16 protein-coding genes are annotated in these 15,487 nt (G+C 36.5%); 2 read left to right on the top strand and 14 right to left on the bottom strand.

Going from position 1 to position 15,487, the window contains the following annotated elements:
• Together ACK4M9_RS00005 and ACK4M9_RS00010 are read left to right on the top strand one after the other, a co-directional pair.
• The coding region (locus ACK4M9_RS00005) for a sodium:solute symporter family transporter (RefSeq protein WP_409846596.1) at nucleotides 1–713 on the top strand (713 nt) is incomplete at its 5' end.
• Nucleotides 714–908: 195 nt separating this feature from the next.
• Nucleotides 909–1,481 carry a hypothetical protein gene (locus ACK4M9_RS00010; RefSeq protein ID WP_409846597.1) on the top strand — a complete coding sequence of 191 codons (573 nt, stop codon included), beginning with the start codon at nucleotides 909–911 and terminating at the stop codon, nucleotides 1,479–1,481.
• 105 nt (nucleotides 1,482–1,586) lie between these two features.
• Here the strand turns inward: ACK4M9_RS00010 and ACK4M9_RS00015 are convergent, their stop codons facing one another.
• From ACK4M9_RS00015 to alaS, 14 genes are all read right to left on the bottom strand, one after another.
• Nucleotides 1,587–1,829 (bottom strand): YrhC family protein, encoded by a 243-nt coding sequence (locus tag ACK4M9_RS00015; RefSeq protein ID WP_409846598.1) that lies wholly within the window; start codon nucleotides 1,827–1,829, stop codon nucleotides 1,587–1,589.
• 208 nt (nucleotides 1,830–2,037) lie between these two features.
• Nucleotides 2,038–2,733, bottom strand: coding sequence for a 5'-methylthioadenosine/S-adenosylhomocysteine nucleosidase (gene mtnN / locus ACK4M9_RS00020; protein WP_409846599.1), 696 nt, complete (start codon nucleotides 2,731–2,733; stop codon nucleotides 2,038–2,040).
• Nucleotides 2,734–2,873: 140 nt separating this feature from the next.
• Complete coding sequence (locus ACK4M9_RS00025) at nucleotides 2,874–3,551, bottom strand: DUF1510 family protein (protein WP_409846600.1); 678 nt, start codon at nucleotides 3,549–3,551, stop codon at nucleotides 2,874–2,876.
• A 77-nt stretch (nucleotides 3,552–3,628) separates the two neighbouring features.
• On the bottom strand, nucleotides 3,629–5,407 hold the full coding sequence (locus tag ACK4M9_RS00030) for a peptidoglycan D,D-transpeptidase FtsI family protein (protein ID WP_409846602.1): 1,779 nt from the start codon (nucleotides 5,405–5,407) through the stop codon (nucleotides 3,629–3,631).
• A gap of 276 nt (nucleotides 5,408–5,683) precedes the next feature.
• On the bottom strand, nucleotides 5,684–6,160 hold the full coding sequence (gene greA, locus ACK4M9_RS00035) for a transcription elongation factor GreA (protein WP_409846603.1): 477 nt from the start codon (nucleotides 6,158–6,160) through the stop codon (nucleotides 5,684–5,686).
• 255 nt (nucleotides 6,161–6,415) lie between these two features.
• Nucleotides 6,416–7,051, bottom strand: coding sequence for a uridine kinase (gene udk / locus ACK4M9_RS00040; RefSeq protein ID WP_409846604.1), 636 nt, complete (start codon nucleotides 7,049–7,051; stop codon nucleotides 6,416–6,418).
• A complete protein-coding gene (locus tag ACK4M9_RS00045; protein WP_409846606.1) occupies nucleotides 7,051–8,328 on the bottom strand; it encodes a peptidase U32 family protein in 1,278 nt (425 codons plus the stop codon). The genes udk and ACK4M9_RS00045 overlap by 1 nt, the downstream gene beginning before the upstream one ends.
• Nucleotides 8,329–8,341: 13 nt before the next feature.
• Nucleotides 8,342–9,271, bottom strand: coding sequence for a peptidase U32 family protein (locus ACK4M9_RS00050; protein ID WP_409846607.1), 930 nt, complete (start codon nucleotides 9,269–9,271; stop codon nucleotides 8,342–8,344).
• 11 nt (nucleotides 9,272–9,282) lie between these two features.
• Entirely contained in the window at nucleotides 9,283–9,921 is a 639-nt protein-coding gene (locus tag ACK4M9_RS00055) for an O-methyltransferase (protein ID WP_409846608.1), read from the bottom strand.
• Between the two features lie 201 nt (nucleotides 9,922–10,122).
• A complete protein-coding gene (mltG, locus tag ACK4M9_RS00060; RefSeq protein ID WP_409846609.1) occupies nucleotides 10,123–11,256 on the bottom strand; it encodes an endolytic transglycosylase MltG in 1,134 nt (377 codons plus the stop codon).
• 242 nt (nucleotides 11,257–11,498) lie between these two features.
• The gene (locus tag ACK4M9_RS00065) at nucleotides 11,499–11,801 is read right to left on the bottom strand and encodes a DUF1292 domain-containing protein (protein ID WP_409846610.1); all 303 of its coding nucleotides are present in this window, start codon (nucleotides 11,799–11,801) and stop codon (nucleotides 11,499–11,501) included.
• An 88-nt stretch (nucleotides 11,802–11,889) separates the two neighbouring features.
• Complete coding sequence (gene ruvX, locus ACK4M9_RS00070; RefSeq protein WP_409846611.1) at nucleotides 11,890–12,306, bottom strand: Holliday junction resolvase RuvX; 417 nt, start codon at nucleotides 12,304–12,306, stop codon at nucleotides 11,890–11,892.
• Nucleotide 12,307: 1 nt separating this feature from the next.
• The gene (locus ACK4M9_RS00075; protein ID WP_409846613.1) at nucleotides 12,308–12,574 is read right to left on the bottom strand and encodes an IreB family regulatory phosphoprotein; all 267 of its coding nucleotides are present in this window, start codon (nucleotides 12,572–12,574) and stop codon (nucleotides 12,308–12,310) included.
• Between the two features lie 99 nt (nucleotides 12,575–12,673).
• Nucleotides 12,674–15,310, bottom strand: coding sequence for an alanine--tRNA ligase (alaS, locus tag ACK4M9_RS00080; RefSeq protein WP_409846614.1), 2,637 nt, complete (start codon nucleotides 15,308–15,310; stop codon nucleotides 12,674–12,676).
• Between the last annotated feature and the right edge of the window lie 177 nt (nucleotides 15,311–15,487).

Consider the following 15,487-nt stretch of genomic DNA (forward strand, 5'->3'; position numbering starts at 1 on the left):
GAGATACTGATAAATTAACAATTATTTTAAACTTAGTTTATAACCCTGAGTGGGTTACTGCATTAGTTATCGCTGGAGCAATCTCAGCAGGTTTATCTACATTAAGTGGTAACCTCCTTGATATTGGTGCCTTAATTTCTCAAGATATTGTAACAACGCTTAAACCAAATTTAACAAATAAAACAAAAGTTCGTCTTGGTTATATTTCGATTGCCCTTGGTGGAGTTGCAGCGGTTCTTTTAGCAATAGAACCACCAGCCTTCTTGATTGTAAGTATTCTTTGGGCTTTTGGGCTAGCTGGTACGACAAATGCTCCCCTCATTATAATGGGAGTTTGGTGGAAACAAGCCAACCGTTTTGGCGCAATTGCTGCATCTCTTTTTGGGGGTATCGTTTATGTTGTTGTTTCTCCATTCGTATTCCCTGAAATTGTCGTAAGCGGTCATGCATTAACTGATAGTATGGGACTTTCAGGAGGAATGCTTGCCGTTCCGCTTAGTTTTGTCATCTTAATTGTAGTATCCTACATTACAAACCGTATTCCATCATTAAATGATGAAAAATCAAAAAGTGATATTAATAAACTTGTTGAAAGAATCCATGGCTGGACTGATATTAATCCGAAACGCTACAACAGTACACTTGGTGCCTTTATTATTACGTTTGTTTGTGCATTAGTAGCTATTTGGGCGATTATGCCATGGCAGTTTTAGTGAATAGTAGACATTTTTTAGTAAAAAGAGGTAGAATTTAAGAAGGGCACGGGAGTAATCATGCATTAAAAATCTGATTACTCCCCGTGTTTATCGGAAGAATTGCGAGAACTAGTGAAATTTATCAGTAGCCGCTATTTCCTTAAATATTTTACAGAAGATATAAAGCACCTAAATTTTAAGTTGGAGGGGAATATGGAGAAGACTATTCAAATTTTAAAAGCATTAGTACTTAACAAAGAAGCGATTAGAAAACTTTCTGAACCAAATAGTAACTGGAGATTACTGAGTATGTGTATTACTGTTTTACTAGGTTTAGGTTACGGGTATACAGCTATTTCAATTAATAGTGAAACCATCGCTTCATTCGAAACGCCGCTATTAAGAGACACAATTGTCCCCGCCCTCTTTTTATTTTTTGGATTTCTTATGATTTTAATAACAAAAGTAGGGCTTTCATTATTATTATGGGCTGGATCTAAAGGATTAAGTGGTCAGGGCTTATTAAAGATCTTATATCGAAATACAACAGTAGCACTCATCCCTTCTATTATTGCTTTACCTGCTTTTATTTCTCTTCAAGTCGGTTCACCACTGACACCAATCATGTTACTCTCCCTATTTGTTGCGGTAATTTGGATTTACTTAATATGTTCAAAGGTAGTTGAGGTTACTCAAAAATTTGTACCATGGCGCGCTTACTTGGCCGTGTTGTTAGCCTTCATTTTTTATATGAGTATTTATTATATTGTTTTACCACCTGCATAAGAAAAGCGCAGAGTTCGCGAAGCAAAACATCAAGTCAAATTCAAAAACTCATCTTGTAAAAAATGTAAAAAAAGACCTCTACATCAGGCAAAGAGTAGAGGTTTTTTAGTCTTCGCTATAGAGTTGCTCTTGAAATTTCATTGCTTTTTTATGAAACAAAGCACTAAACGCTAATGAACTGACACTTAAGCCTATTAAAACTAATAGAGAATTTTGACTAACACCTTCGTTAGGAATAATTAACCCAATAAATAAAAATACACTAAGAGCTAACAAGATAAACGCAAATCGCTTGTAATCGGCAATCTTATCTTCTAATACTTTAGTTACACTCGTTTTGTCTGTCATTATGTTCAACCTCCAACAAACTCTATTAAATTTGTTTACTCTTTTCTATAAATACTATTCTAGTATAGCATGGTCTAGAGTTTGAGATTACATGTAAATAAAGCCAAAACTGAGCTCCCTATTACAACTTTGTGTCAGGAAAATTCCTCATTATGTTTTAAGCATAGAAAAGAGTGACTCACAAATCAGTCACTCTCAAAGTTGATTTTTAGTTTTTTATATGCTCAAGCATCAATAATACAAGGTTTGCTGAGTTTACCGCAGCTTTTTGTAAAAATTGATCATAAGACATTTTCGCATCGCTTCCTGCAATATCACTTAGTGAACGAATGATCACAAATGGACAATCAAATTGATAACATACTTGAGCGATAGCTCCAGCTTCCATTTCTGCACAATAAGCATTAACAAAGCGATCTTTTAGTTCAGCAACTCTTCTTTCATCACTCATAAAAGAATCTCCCGATAAGATCAGCCCTTTTACGGAATGAACACCGACTTCATGTGCACTTTTTTCTGCTATAGATACTAGCCTATCATTTGGCGTATAGAAGGCTGGCATCCTTGGTACTTGACCGAACTCATAGCCAAATACTGTAGCATCAACATCGTTATAGCGAACCTCAGTAGAAATAACGATATCACCAACTTTTAAAGATTGTTCAAAACCTCCAGCTGATCCAGTATTAATGATGTAATTCGGGTTATATTTTTCAATTAACAACGTTGTACCAATTGCTGCATTGACTTTCCCAATCCCTGATTTTAATAAAACTACATCAATGCCGTTTAATGTGCCACTATAGAATTCACAGCCAGCAATTGTTTCATCTGCTTTATTGTCAAGTTTTCCAATTAATAATTCTACCTCTTCATCCATTGCTCCAATAATTCCAATTTTCATATGTATCTTTCCTTTCTATTACTACATGTTTTCATATTATCTCACTATAGACGTAAAAAAACAAAGTGCCAGTCACCCGCACTACTATAAAAGTGTTACGGTGTCGTGAGCTGACACTTAGAGACTGCTTTTAGTCCAAACTAATTATCGTCTGATTCACCATCTTCTGAATTTGTTGTAGACGATTGTGGAGGGGTGTCATAAGGATTTTCATTTAATTGCTCGACAGAAACTGGCATCCATCCTTCATTTGTTACCCACTCTATTCTTACTTTATAAGGAGTTGTTCTAGTTGCTGCATCAGAAACATATCCTACAGCACTTAGGTGGTCGCCACCATTTCCAACGCGCCATAAAATGATATTATCACCTAATCCCGTTGCAACTTGAAAAGCCCTTGTCATTTCTTCCCAGTTTACATGGTCTTTTTGATATACGGCAGCAAATGGTTCTTGTTGCACTGTACCAATAGGTTTCCAGGCTCCGCTTTGAGAACTACTCTCTCCTTCACCGGCCTCTGCTGTTTCACTTTCATTAGCTGGATTAGCTTCTTCTTCTGTTGATTCAACAGCATCATTAGAAGCTTCTTCATTACTAGGTTCTTCCACTTCTCCATCTTCAATAACAGAATCAACTTGTTCTTCGATTTGATCCCCCACTGCTTTTTCAGAAGATTTTCCACCTAAAAGAAATTGTCCTCCTACTAGCAATATGAGAAATATGACAACTCCAATTGATATATTTAAAATTTTATCAACTTTCTTCCGTTTTTGTTTATATCTTCGTGCACTACTTCCGTAATAATCTTCTTCTCTCACTTTAACCCCTCCTATGTAGACTACTAGTATCCATTATAATAAAAGCCAGCTGATATTTCGATAAAAATTAAGAAAAATCAGTTCACTTTTTCTTTAACTTCTAAATGTTCATGGAGAAATTCAACAATTTTCTTGTACGCTTTTAATGTTTTTATATTACCATTTTCGTGGTTTAAATCAACGATAACCATGACAAATTGCGGCTTATTTGTTGGAAAATATCCAGCAAACCAGTGACTCAATTGTTGTTTATTTAATCCCTTTTGTGCTGTACCAGTTTTCCCGGCAACAGAGTATGCGCTATTGTGTAAGATTGAATGAGCAGTTCCTTTCTCACTTTTCACTACAGCACTTAATAACTCTTGAAGGCGCATTGCTGTGTATTTAGATATTTGTTCACTATCTTCTAAGTTTTGTTTTGGAAACTCAACAGCAGTTGTTCCATTTTCGTAGACAATTTTTGATGCACTACGAACTTGTCTTTTTTCTCCACCACGAGCAATCGTAGCAAGCATGTTCGCTACTGCAAGAGGAGTGACCTGAACATTTTTTTGGCCAATTGCAGTTTGACTAATAGCATAAAGATCACCAATATCTTTTTCATCGATAATGATCGTACCTAATTCTTCTTCTGGAAAATGTGTGATTTCTTGTAAACGATAAATATCACCTCTCCAACCGACTTTATTAACTAACCCTAATTTCTTAGCGTAGAGCTCTAAAATTTGTGGATCCTTACGAATTAATTGATTAGCTAGCTGACTAAATGTATAGTTACAGCTTTGTGCAAAGCTATCTAAAAATGTAAGGGTACCAAGTCGCCTAGGTTCTTCATTGTCACCATATAAATTTTTATTACAATCAAATACGTCGAGTTTATTGACGAGGTTTAGATCAATTGCAGCTGCTGCAACAACAATTTTAAAGATCGATCCTGGAGTATAAGCTGTCACCATATGATTTTTGGCTCCCTCATCAAATGGAAAATGAACATCAAAGGTGGGCATACTTACAAGAGATAAAAGATCGTTTGAATTAGCATCAATAATAACTGCCCCACCTTTAGTAATTCCTACTTCATGTAAAGCGTCCATAACAAAAGTTTGGATTTCCTTATCGATGGTCGTTATTACTTCTGTAGGGTGGTAAGGATCGGCTGGAGCCATGTAACGCACATCGAAGCCGAAAAGGGGGCGATTTAAATTATCAACAAAATAAGCCAACTCAGAACTTCCCTGGGACACTAAAAATGGGTCAAAAGCTCGTTCCATCCCTGACACACCTATTTCAGTATGGAGTGAGATTGTTCCGTTCTCAACTTGTGTTCCATACCTTCGTTTTATTTCATCGGCATTTTCACCAACAACCCCGATTAAATGTGGTGCAAGATTTTCGACGCGTTCTTGTACGTATTGAGCGTAAACACCTGGGATTTTTAACTCATTGATTTTTTTCATTTCCTCAGTGGAAATGACACGACGCTTCCCGTTAATTTCAAATAGAATTGGCTCATTCTTATCTAAAACTGCGTCAATTAATTTTTGACTATCAACCTTTAAGATTTCTGCCACCTTGGCAACTGGCCAAAAATGCTCTCTCAAAAATGGAAATAATATCAAACTCGGATAATAGTCCATATGTAATGATTGACCATGTCGATCTTTAAAATATCCTCTTCCTGAATGCAACACAAACTTTTTCGTTCTTTGTTTAATGCTTTCTTCTACTAAATCCACATCGTATTTTGATAAATGATGTGTAGCAATGAGCTGCACATAAGCCAGTCTGAACATAAATAAAAGCAACACCAAATTGAATAAAATTAACATTTGAACAATACGTTTATGTACAATCACACTGCCCACCTCCACTTTATCCATTGTTACTTTTTGAGCGGAGTTTATTCAATTTAGAGGACCGATAATTAGTTAAACTAATGATCATCTTACTTCGAAGCTTCATTGTTTTCAGCTAAAAAAAAATGAGACTGTCCCATAAGTATCAGAGCACCTCGAAGTCATACTATAGATAGAATTGTATGTTTCTACAAAATCTATTTATAGTAGGCGAGGTGACTGATGCTTTTGATTATGGGACAGCCTCATCGAATTGACAAAAGCGTGTATGAGTCCTTATTTTATTTCTAAAATTTCAACTTTCATTTCTCCACCAGGTGTCTGAACCGTTACTTTATCTCCAACAGTTTTACCTAGTAAGCTTTGTGCCAATGGTGAGTCATTTGATATTTTTCCTTCGAATGGATCACTCTCTGCACTACCAACGATTGTATAAATCTCTTCATCACCATCCGGAAGTTCCTTGAACTTCACCGATTTCCCTAGAGATACAACAGAAGAATTTGTCTCATCTTCTTTTATGATTACCGCATTGCGGATCATTTTTTCTATTGTAACAATACGGCCTTCTACAAAAGCTTGTTCCTCTTTTGCTGAATCGTACTCTGAGTTCTCAGATAAATCGCCAAAAGAACGAGCAATTTTTATTCGCTCAACTACTTCTTTTCTTTTTTCACTCTTTAGAAAATCTAATTCTTGTTGCAACTTTTCTTTCCCATTTAACGTCATATAAAACTTTTTGTCTTCACTCATCTTGTTCTTTCACTCCTTAAAATTATCTACATTTAAGTTACTATTTGGTAATTGTTTTGCTTTCATACACTTTGGTAAGGTTTTCAATATTTCTAAGCAAAAATTATAAAAGTAAAAATGGATAAAGTAATATCAGCCAACTATATGTATAGAGAAAAGCTTAGCATTCACCAAAGTCGGTTATGCACAAGCTTTTCATTACATCTTATAAGATCTAGTGCAACGGAAAAATTGAAAACCTTATTTCCTATGCTATTACAAAATTTCTTTTTCTTCAAGGATTGTTCTAATTTTTGTCACCATTAGATCAATTGCGACACGATTTTGCCCACCTTCAGGGATAATAACATCTGCATAACGTTTAGTTGGCTCAACAAACTGTAAATGCATCGGTCTGACAATTGAAGTGTATTGATGTATGACCGAATCTAATGTTCTGCCTCGCTCTTCAATATCTCTGACAAGTCTTCTAATGATCCGAATATCAGCATCCGTATCAACAAAAAGCTTAATATCCATTAAATCACGAAGACGCTTATCTTCTAAAATTAAAATACCTTCCAAGATAATAACATCTTTTGGCTCAACAAAAGTTGTCTGTAGGGCTCTTGTATGATTTGCATAATCATAAATTGGTTTTTCAACTTCAGTATAATTTAGTAGCTTTTGTAAATGTTCTATTAACAAATCGTTGTCAAAAGCCAATGGATGATCGTAATTTGTACGCACACGCTCTTCCATTGTTTTATGACTTTGATCCTTATAATATGCATCTTGTTCAATCATTAATATTGATTTATCTTTAAAATTTTGATAAATTTCTCTGGCGACCGTTGTTTTTCCTGAGCCTGTTCCTCCGGCAACACCAATGACAACGGGTTTCTTTGTCATCATAATACTCCTTTACGCATCATATTATTAGGGAATAGTGGTTTGTCCACTTTAAACTTTACAATTTGTAGTGGATGCCTTGCCGCGTCCATTTGTTCCCCGGTTTTCGCATCGAAAATATCTCCTACAGTAACCGTAAAGTTTTCAATCTCTGGGCCAAAGAACTCAACTTTATCACCAGGTTTGAAGTAATTTCGTTGCTGTAATGTGACAATTCCTGTTTCTGGATCATACTCTAAAACAAGTCCTGCAAAATCATAAGTTGTATTCTTTCCTTCAGTTCTTCCAAATAATTGTTCTTTGTAGGTTGGTGTACTTTCAAAAAAAGAAGAAGCTGTATCACGGTTTGCACATTTGTTTAATTCTGCAATCCATTTCGGATCCATTTTAAAATTATCTGGGTCAGCACAGTATGCGTCAATCACTTTTCGGTATACAGAAGTGACAGTCGCAACATAATGAATTGATTTCATTCTACCTTCAATTTTCAAACTGTCAATACCAGCCTCAATCACCTTTGGAATTCCTTCTAATAAGTTTAGGTCTTTTGGACTCATTGAAAAAGGCAAGTCTTGTTCTGAAAACAGTGGATTTTCAATCACACTTTCTTCGTCTTTTTGTTCGTATAAATCATAATCCCAACGACAAGATTGGCAACAACCACCTCTATTAGAATCCCGTGCAGTCATATGGTTACTTAGGACACAGCGCCCCGAATAAGAAATACACATCGCACCGTGTATAAACGTTTCAATCTCAATATCGACGTTTCTCTTCATTTCTAACATTTCTTCTAACCCTACTTCCCGAGCTAGAACCACACGATGAAGGCCTTCTTCCTTCCAAAACTTGATTGCCTGCCAATTCGTTAATGATTGCTGAGTGCTTAAGTGCACTTCAACTTTTGGCGCAACTCTCTTACATGTTTCAATGATAAGTGGATCAGCAACAATGATACCAGCTACACCCACATCTTGGAGATCTCGCAAATACTCCTCTAGACCTTCCATATTTTCATTATGGGCAAAGATATTAGTTGTTACATAAATTTTTGCCCCATATTTATTTGCAAACTCAACACCTTCACGCATTTCATCTATTGAAAAGTTATCAGCGTTTGAGCGGAGCCCAAATTCCTGACCACCGATAAAGACTGCATCTGCGCCATAGTGTACAGCAATTTTTAATTTTTCTAAGCTACCAGCAGGGGCTAATAACTCAGGCTTTTTCAGTATCACACGTTTTCCTTCTGGCGTGACAGTCGAAATTTGTTCCATCGAAAACCCCTCCTTAATAAACAGTTTCTTTAAAGAAAAATCCAGTATCTAATTTTCGATTCGCAGGTTGAATTTTCTCAATTTCTTGCAAATAATAGTATTTCTTATCTTGGTAGGCGTCCGGGTCGCGTAGGAAGAGCTCAACGGCCTCATTAAACAGTGCAGTGACTTTCTCTAAGTAGTCAACACTTTTTAGAATGCCATCAATTTTAAAAGCATCTACACCTGCCTCAAGCATATCTTCTAACTCATCAATAATACAAATATCATTTGGACTCATAATATGCGTCCCATTTTCATCTTCAAAAATGGGGTATTTAGCATCTCGTTCAGGATCATGTAAAATCAATGTCCGATCTTTACTCCGACCTTCTACTTTCAAGTCTTTCCCTTGAAACTCCATGTAGTTACCAAGCAAAGTTCGTTTTGATTGAAACATACATGTCATCCCATGTACTTGCACTTCAATTTCAACTTCTGCATTTTCCTTTGTTTCAACAATGGCATCCATATTAATTTCTCTGGCCATAACTGCACGTTTAGCGCCTTTTTTGCCCCAATAATTTGCTGTAAAGTAGTTAGTAGCTGTTGTCTCTGTATTCCAATGGAGCTTCATCTGTGGGGCAACTTCTCTAGCTACCATTAATACTGCAGGGTCACCAAAAACAATGGCATCTACACCTATTTCAGCTAAAAATGATATATAGTCTGGTAGCAACGGTAATTTGTCATTATGAAAGAGTGCGTTCATCGCAACATATACTTTCGCCGCAGATTGATGTGCAACCGTAACTGCTTCCCTAATATCATCTTTTTTAAATTCACCAGCAAGGCGTAAACCGAATGTTTCTTCACCAATAATAAATGCCGTTGCTCCTGCTTTTATTAATCTGCTAATATCCTCTACTTTTGTCGGCGTTACAAGTAGTTCAGGTTTCTTCATGTTTTCACCACCTATTTTTTCTTGGATATGGCCATTCCATCACCTATTGGATAGAAGGTCGTCTCATACTGCTCATTTGCCATTAACATCTCATTATAAATTCGTAAATTTGTAACCATTGTCCGTATCCCTTTAGCAATTTTACCTTCATTTGCTACGATACCTTTAAAAAGCACATTGTCACTTACAATAAGACCATTCTGTTTTACCAATGGGCTATATTGCTCAAAAAACCGTTTATATTGACCTTTTGCAGCATCTATAAACAAACAGTCAAAAGTACCAAACTGCTTGATCTCAGAAGCCACTTCGAGGGCATCACCAAATATTAGGGTAACACGACTTTCAAGATTCGCTCTTTTAATAAACTCTTTTGCTATTAGATAACGTTCCTCATCTCTTTCAATTGATACTATATGACATTGAGGAAGTCTCTGGGCAACACGCATAGCTGAATAACCGATAGCTGTTCCAATTTCCAACACTTTACTCGTCCCAGCAAATGAAAGAATTTGTAACATCGCTTCGATACTAACAATATCCATAATTGGAACTTCATGTTCCTCGGCATATTGCTCCATTTCAGTTAATAATGAGTTTCTCGGTTTTATTAAAGAGCTTAAATATCCACTTACTTCCTCCGAGACCATGAGAAAAGCCTCCTTATATAAAATCTATACATCTAAAAGAACGATTTATTGTAACACAAACAGAAAGAGAATGCGAATTAATCACACTCTCTAAGAAAAGCGCATAGCGCCCTAGGAAAAAGTCTACTTTTTCCCCGGTTAGCTCCGACTAGCAAATGTCCTGCAAGGAAAAAGTGTGCTCTTTCACTTTATCACTTTTTCCTAATTATCACGATATTGCCTAATAATCTCTTGATGCTGCTGGAAAGTTTCGGTGTAGTGAACCTTTCCTGTACTATCTGCATAAAAATAAAGATATTTATGTTCTTCTGGTTGTACTGCTGCTTTTATTGATGCTTCACCTGGGTTATTAATTGGTCCAACCGGGATTCCGGGATAACGATACGTATTATATGGTGAATCTATAGTAGTATCTTTGATCATTGTCCTAGACAAATGTGTTCCGTGAGCATAGGCAACAGTAGGGTCTACCTGTAAGGCCATATTGATTTTTAAACGATTATAAAGAACTCCTGAGATAGTATAACGATCTTCAGTTTTCTGAGCCTCACCCTCAATGATCGAAGCGAGTGCCAAAATTTCATGAATGTTATAATCATTTTCTTCAATTTCAGCAGAATATTTTCTAAGAACTTGTTCCGTTCTTTCTATCATTGCTTCGATAATCGTTTCAATAGAAGGGTTTTCTTCAAGAAAATCATATCGAGAAGGGAATAAATAACCTTCTAATGGCCATCTTATCCGACTATCTAAAATATCTTCTGATAAAATTGGGTAACGAGCAATTAAGTTCTCAAGATATTCACGATCTAAAACCTTCTCTTCGAGTTCTTCAATTGTATGATCAGTATTTTCAGAAATCACCTTTAAGACATTTTCAAGCCATCTTCCTTCAGGAACAGTAAATGACAACGCATATTCTTGGAGAATAGTTCCCTCTTTTAATGCTGCAATCATTTCATCCATAGTCATAGATTTGGATAACTGATAGTTTCCTGCCTGAAAGCCTGATTCATTCTTATATCGGACATAATAACGAAAGAAACTAGCATTATAAATGAGTCCGTTTTCTTCTAAAATAATTCCAATTCTAGTAGGCGTTGAACCAATAGGAATATCAATACTTACCAGGTCTTCACTTGTTTCGTCAACAGGCTCTAGTGCCCCTTTAACATAATAATAGGCCGAGGTACTTGCAACACCAAAGGCGATCATAAGCAAAAACAAACAAACTAATACTATTTTCCTAACAATACTTGCTTCTTCCTGACGTTCTTTTAACAACTGCTTTTTAATTTCTTGCATTGATTTTTTTGTGTTTTCTTCTGAAGACATTATTTTCCTCCCCCTCAAGTTGTGCTATAGAGGATTTTTTTATAGATTCATTTTGCACTCTTTTTAGTACAACACTCCTATTATACTATATTTCAACAAAATTTCATTAAATATGTGGAATAATATTGTAAAATCAATTAATTAACAAATGAGTCGGTAAGTATTAAACTGTTTTTTCTTTAAGAATCTCTCTCAAAAAAAAAAAACAGCCCTCCCTAAGGAGAACTGTCTAGTTAAACATTTTACTCGTCTTCGTCTTCATCTTCGCCTTCTTGGAATGTGTTAAGCATTTCCTCAACAATTTCCCATTCTTCGTCAGTTTCAATTGGGATAAGCGATAAATCATCATCGCCTTCACCAGTTTCTTCATAACGGAACGCATGTACTTCTACTTCTTCATCATCACTATCTTCATCACCAACTGCGATTAAAACCATGTATGACTTACCCGTTTCATCTACATCAAATGTAAATAATACTTCAAATAAATGCTCATCTCCGTTTTCATCGGGAATAATTATACGTTCTCTTTCTGCATTTTCCACAATAACACCTCATTTTTTATATTTCAAAATGCTTTTAAATACTCATAAGTTAATATTGACATATTTCCTTGTTTGCATTCGTATTACATTATGATGATGAATCTAAGTATCCTTGCAAGATCATAACCGCTGCCATTTTATCAATGACTTTCTTTCGCTTTTTACGACTCATATCTGCAGCTATAAGCATCTTCTCAGCAGCAACTGTCGTTAAACGCTCATCCCACAAGATAACCGGTAGTGCAAATCGCTGTTTCACCTCTTCAGCAAATTGCTGGCACGCTTCGCCACTAGGACCTATTGTGCCATTCATGTTTTTAGGTAAGCCAACTACTACTTTATTAATATCTAGATCTGTAATTAGTTTGCTTAATTTATCCCAATCACTTTGAGGATTTTCACTGTCTCTTTTAATGGTCTCGACACCTTGTGCGGTCCATCCTAATTCATCACTTGCTGCCACGCCGATCGTTTTCGTACCTACATCTAATCCTAATGTTCTCATATTACTCCTCTTGGTGCTGTGATAAATACGATTTTACCAATTCTTCAATCAGTTCATCTCTCTCATGCTTACGAATTAATGATCTTGCATCTTTATGCCTTGGAATATAAGCAGGGTCTCCTGACAATAAATAACCGACAATCTGGTTTATTGGATTATAGCCCTTCTCCTCCAACGCTTCGTATACAGTTAGTAGTACATCTTGCACATTCGTATCTTCCGAGTAATCTTGGAAATTAAATTTCATCGTATTATCCATTGAACTCATCACAAACACCTCTTTCCCTACAGTCCATTATTGATCTTTTGAAAGATCAATAGTGGACAAAAAATTCTATTACCCATATTGTACACTAACATGAATTATTTAGGAAATTGTTTTCAGAAATTCTGGTACAAAATCCAAGGCTTCTTGAAGCTTTTCTGGATTTTTCCCTCCGGCTTGAGCCATATCTGGTCGACCGCCACCGCCACCGCCGCAACGTGTGGCGACTTCTTTCACTATATTTCCTGCATGGTACCCATTCTTTATTAAGTCACTCGTGACTCCAGCAACAATATTTACTTTCCCAGTATTGACAGCACCTAGAACAACAATACCTGAACCTAGCTTGTTTTTTAATGTATCAACAAGTCCACGAATACTATCCATGTCGGCAACATTTACAATTTGGGCAATCACAGAGACATTATTGACCTTAATAACGTTATCAATAAGTCCACCTGCTTCCATATTCCCTAATTTTGCTCCTAAAGATTCATTTTCACGTTGTAACTTGCGAATTTGTAATTGTAGCTGCTCTACTTTATCTGGTACGTCTTTTAAATTAGCTTTTACTAGGCTTGCCGCTTCTTTTAATAACTCGACTTGGGAATTCATGTGCTCATATGCACCTTTTCCTGTTACTGCTTCAATTCGGCGGATTCCTGCACCAATTCCAGACTCAGAGACGATTTTAAATAGACCAATCTCAGCTGTATTTTTCACATGGCAACCGCCACATAGCTCAAGACTATAATCTCCGACTTGGACAACACGGACTACGTCCCCATATTTTTCACCGAATAACGCCATGGCTCCCATTGCCTTCGCCTCAGTAATTTGCTTATTAGATATATTTACAGAGATAGCATCCCATATCTTTTGATTAACAATAGCTTCTATTTTGGCTAGCTCTTCAACGGTTACTTGACCAAAATGAGAAAAGTCAAAACGTAAACGGTTTTCAGAGACTAACGATCCAGCTTGGTTAACATGCTCGCCTAAAGTATCTTTTAAAGCTCGATGAAGAATATGAGTCGCTGTATGATTTTTAACAATACCGATACGCTCTGTTTCTTCAACGGTTGAAGTGAGCTTCATTCCTGTTCTAACCGTTCCTTCAATAACCTTTATTGTATGGAGATTTTGTCCATTAGGTGCTTTTTGGACATCTTCAACTTGAAGTAGAACGCCTTCTGCTTTCATTGTACCTCTATCAGCAACTTGCCCACCACTTTCAGCATAAAAAGGCGTTTTATCAACGATTACTTTAATTATGTCACCTACACTTGCTTCAGTTACTAGCTGCTTATCTTTAATCATAGCTTCAATCAATGAAGTAGCAGAGAGGTTTTCATAACCAACGAATTCACTTTCAACTTTTAATTCACCAAAGACACTGTCTTGCGTTTGCATTGAATCACCGGTTTGACGGGCGGCACGTGCTCTTTCTCTTTGCTTCTCCATCTCCAGTTCAAAACCATTTCTGTCAATTGTCAACCCAGCTTCCTCTACATATTCTTCTGTTAAATCTACTGGGAACCCGTACGTATCATAGAGTCGGAAAACACTTTCACCAGATATCATCTTTTTATTCGCTTCTTTTGCTTGTTCGATTACTTTTGATAAAATGGTTAAGCCTTCATTTAATGTTTCATGGAAACGCTCTTCTTCATTCTTAATCACCTTCTGAACAAACTCAGTTTTCCCCTTTACCTCTGGATAAAAATCGACCATAATCTCAGCAACTACTGGAACCAACTCATACATAAAGGGACGATGAATATTGATCAATTTTGCATAGCGTACTGCTCTACGAAGCAAGCGTCTAAGGACATAGCCACGTCCTTCATTTGAAGGAAGAGCTCCATCAGCGACCGCAAAACTTACAGTTCGAACATGATCTGCAATTACTTTAAACGATACATCATTCTCTTTATTTGACCCATAAGAAGTTCCTGAGATTTGTTCTGTTGCCTTAATGATTGGCACAAAAAGATCAGTATCGAAATTAGTTGGGACGTCTTGAACAATTGAAACCATTCTTTCAAGTCCCATTCCCGTATCAATATTTTTCTTTGGTAACGGTGTGTATGTTCCATCAGGATTATGGTTGAACTGTGAAAACACAAGATTCCAAACTTCTAAATACCGTTCATTTTCTCCACCTGGGTAAAGCTCTGGATCAAGATCATCGCTTCCATACTTTGGGCCACGATCATAAAAAATTTCTGTATTAGGTCCACTTGGCCCTTCTCCTATATCCCAAAAGTTTCCTTCCAAACGAATAATTCTTTCCTCTGGAATACCAATTTCTTTGTTCCAAATCTCATAAGCCTCATGATCTTCTGGATGAACTGTGACTGAAAGTTTATCTGCTTCAAAACCAATCCATTTTTCACTTGTTAAAAACTCCCAAGCCCAATCAATTGATTCCCTTTTGAAATAGTCACCAATTGAGAAGTTTCCTAGCATCTCAAAAAACGTGTGGTGACGTGCTGTTTTTCCGACATTTTCAATATCATTTGTTCGAATCGACTTCTGGGCATTTGTAATCCTAGGGTTATCAGGAATGACACGTCCATCAAAGTATTTCTTTAACGTTGCTACACCGCTATTAATCCAAAGTAGTGATGGATCTTCATGTGGTACAAGTGACGCACTCGGTTCTATAGCATGTCCTTTCTCTCTAAAAAAATCTAAAAACATTTGTCTCACTTCAACAGAAGTTAAGCGTTTCATTTTTTTTGCCTCCCTTTGATTATGTTTTAATATGCTGAATAAAAATGTGAATAGAAAAAGCCCCCATCCCAAACAGGGACGAGAGCTGAACTCACGCGGTACCACCCTAGTTATGAACGAAAATCTGTTCATCACCTTAGTCTAGATAACGGTTTTTAGCCGGCAGGTTTTCGCCTG

It is taken from the genome of Anaerobacillus sp. (genome assembly GCF_046314235.1).
Lineage (GTDB): Bacteria > Bacillota > Bacilli > Bacillales > Anaerobacillaceae > Anaerobacillus.

Bases quoted from the DNA above. Each gene is read 5' to 3' on its own strand.
- ACK4M9_RS00010 (WP_409846597.1), top strand. From the start codon at position 909: ATGGAGAAGACTATTCAAATTTTAAAAGCATTAGTACTTAACAAAGAA.
- alaS (WP_409846614.1), bottom strand. From the start codon at position 15,310: ATGAAACGCTTAACTTCTGTTGAAGTGAGACAAATGTTTTTAGATTTT.
- mltG (WP_409846609.1), bottom strand. From the start codon at position 11,256: ATGTCTTCAGAAGAAAACACAAAAAAATCAATGCAAGAAATTAAAAAG.
- ACK4M9_RS00055 (WP_409846608.1), bottom strand. From the start codon at position 9,921: ATGGTCTCGGAGGAAGTAAGTGGATATTTAAGCTCTTTAATAAAACCG.
- greA (WP_409846603.1), bottom strand. From the start codon at position 6,160: ATGAGTGAAGACAAAAAGTTTTATATGACGTTAAATGGGAAAGAAAAG.
- ruvX (WP_409846611.1), bottom strand. From the start codon at position 12,306: ATGAGAACATTAGGATTAGATGTAGGTACGAAAACGATCGGCGTGGCA.
- ACK4M9_RS00075 (WP_409846613.1), bottom strand. From the start codon at position 12,574: ATGAGTTCAATGGATAATACGATGAAATTTAATTTCCAAGATTACTCG.
- mtnN (WP_409846599.1), bottom strand. From the start codon at position 2,733: ATGAAAATTGGAATTATTGGAGCAATGGATGAAGAGGTAGAATTATTA.
- ACK4M9_RS00015 (WP_409846598.1), bottom strand. From the start codon at position 1,829: ATGACAGACAAAACGAGTGTAACTAAAGTATTAGAAGATAAGATTGCC.
- ACK4M9_RS00050 (WP_409846607.1), bottom strand. From the start codon at position 9,271: ATGAAGAAACCTGAACTACTTGTAACGCCGACAAAAGTAGAGGATATT.
- udk (WP_409846604.1), bottom strand. From the start codon at position 7,051: ATGACAAAGAAACCCGTTGTCATTGGTGTTGCCGGAGGAACAGGCTCA.
- ACK4M9_RS00045 (WP_409846606.1), bottom strand. From the start codon at position 8,328: ATGGAACAAATTTCGACTGTCACGCCAGAAGGAAAACGTGTGATACTG.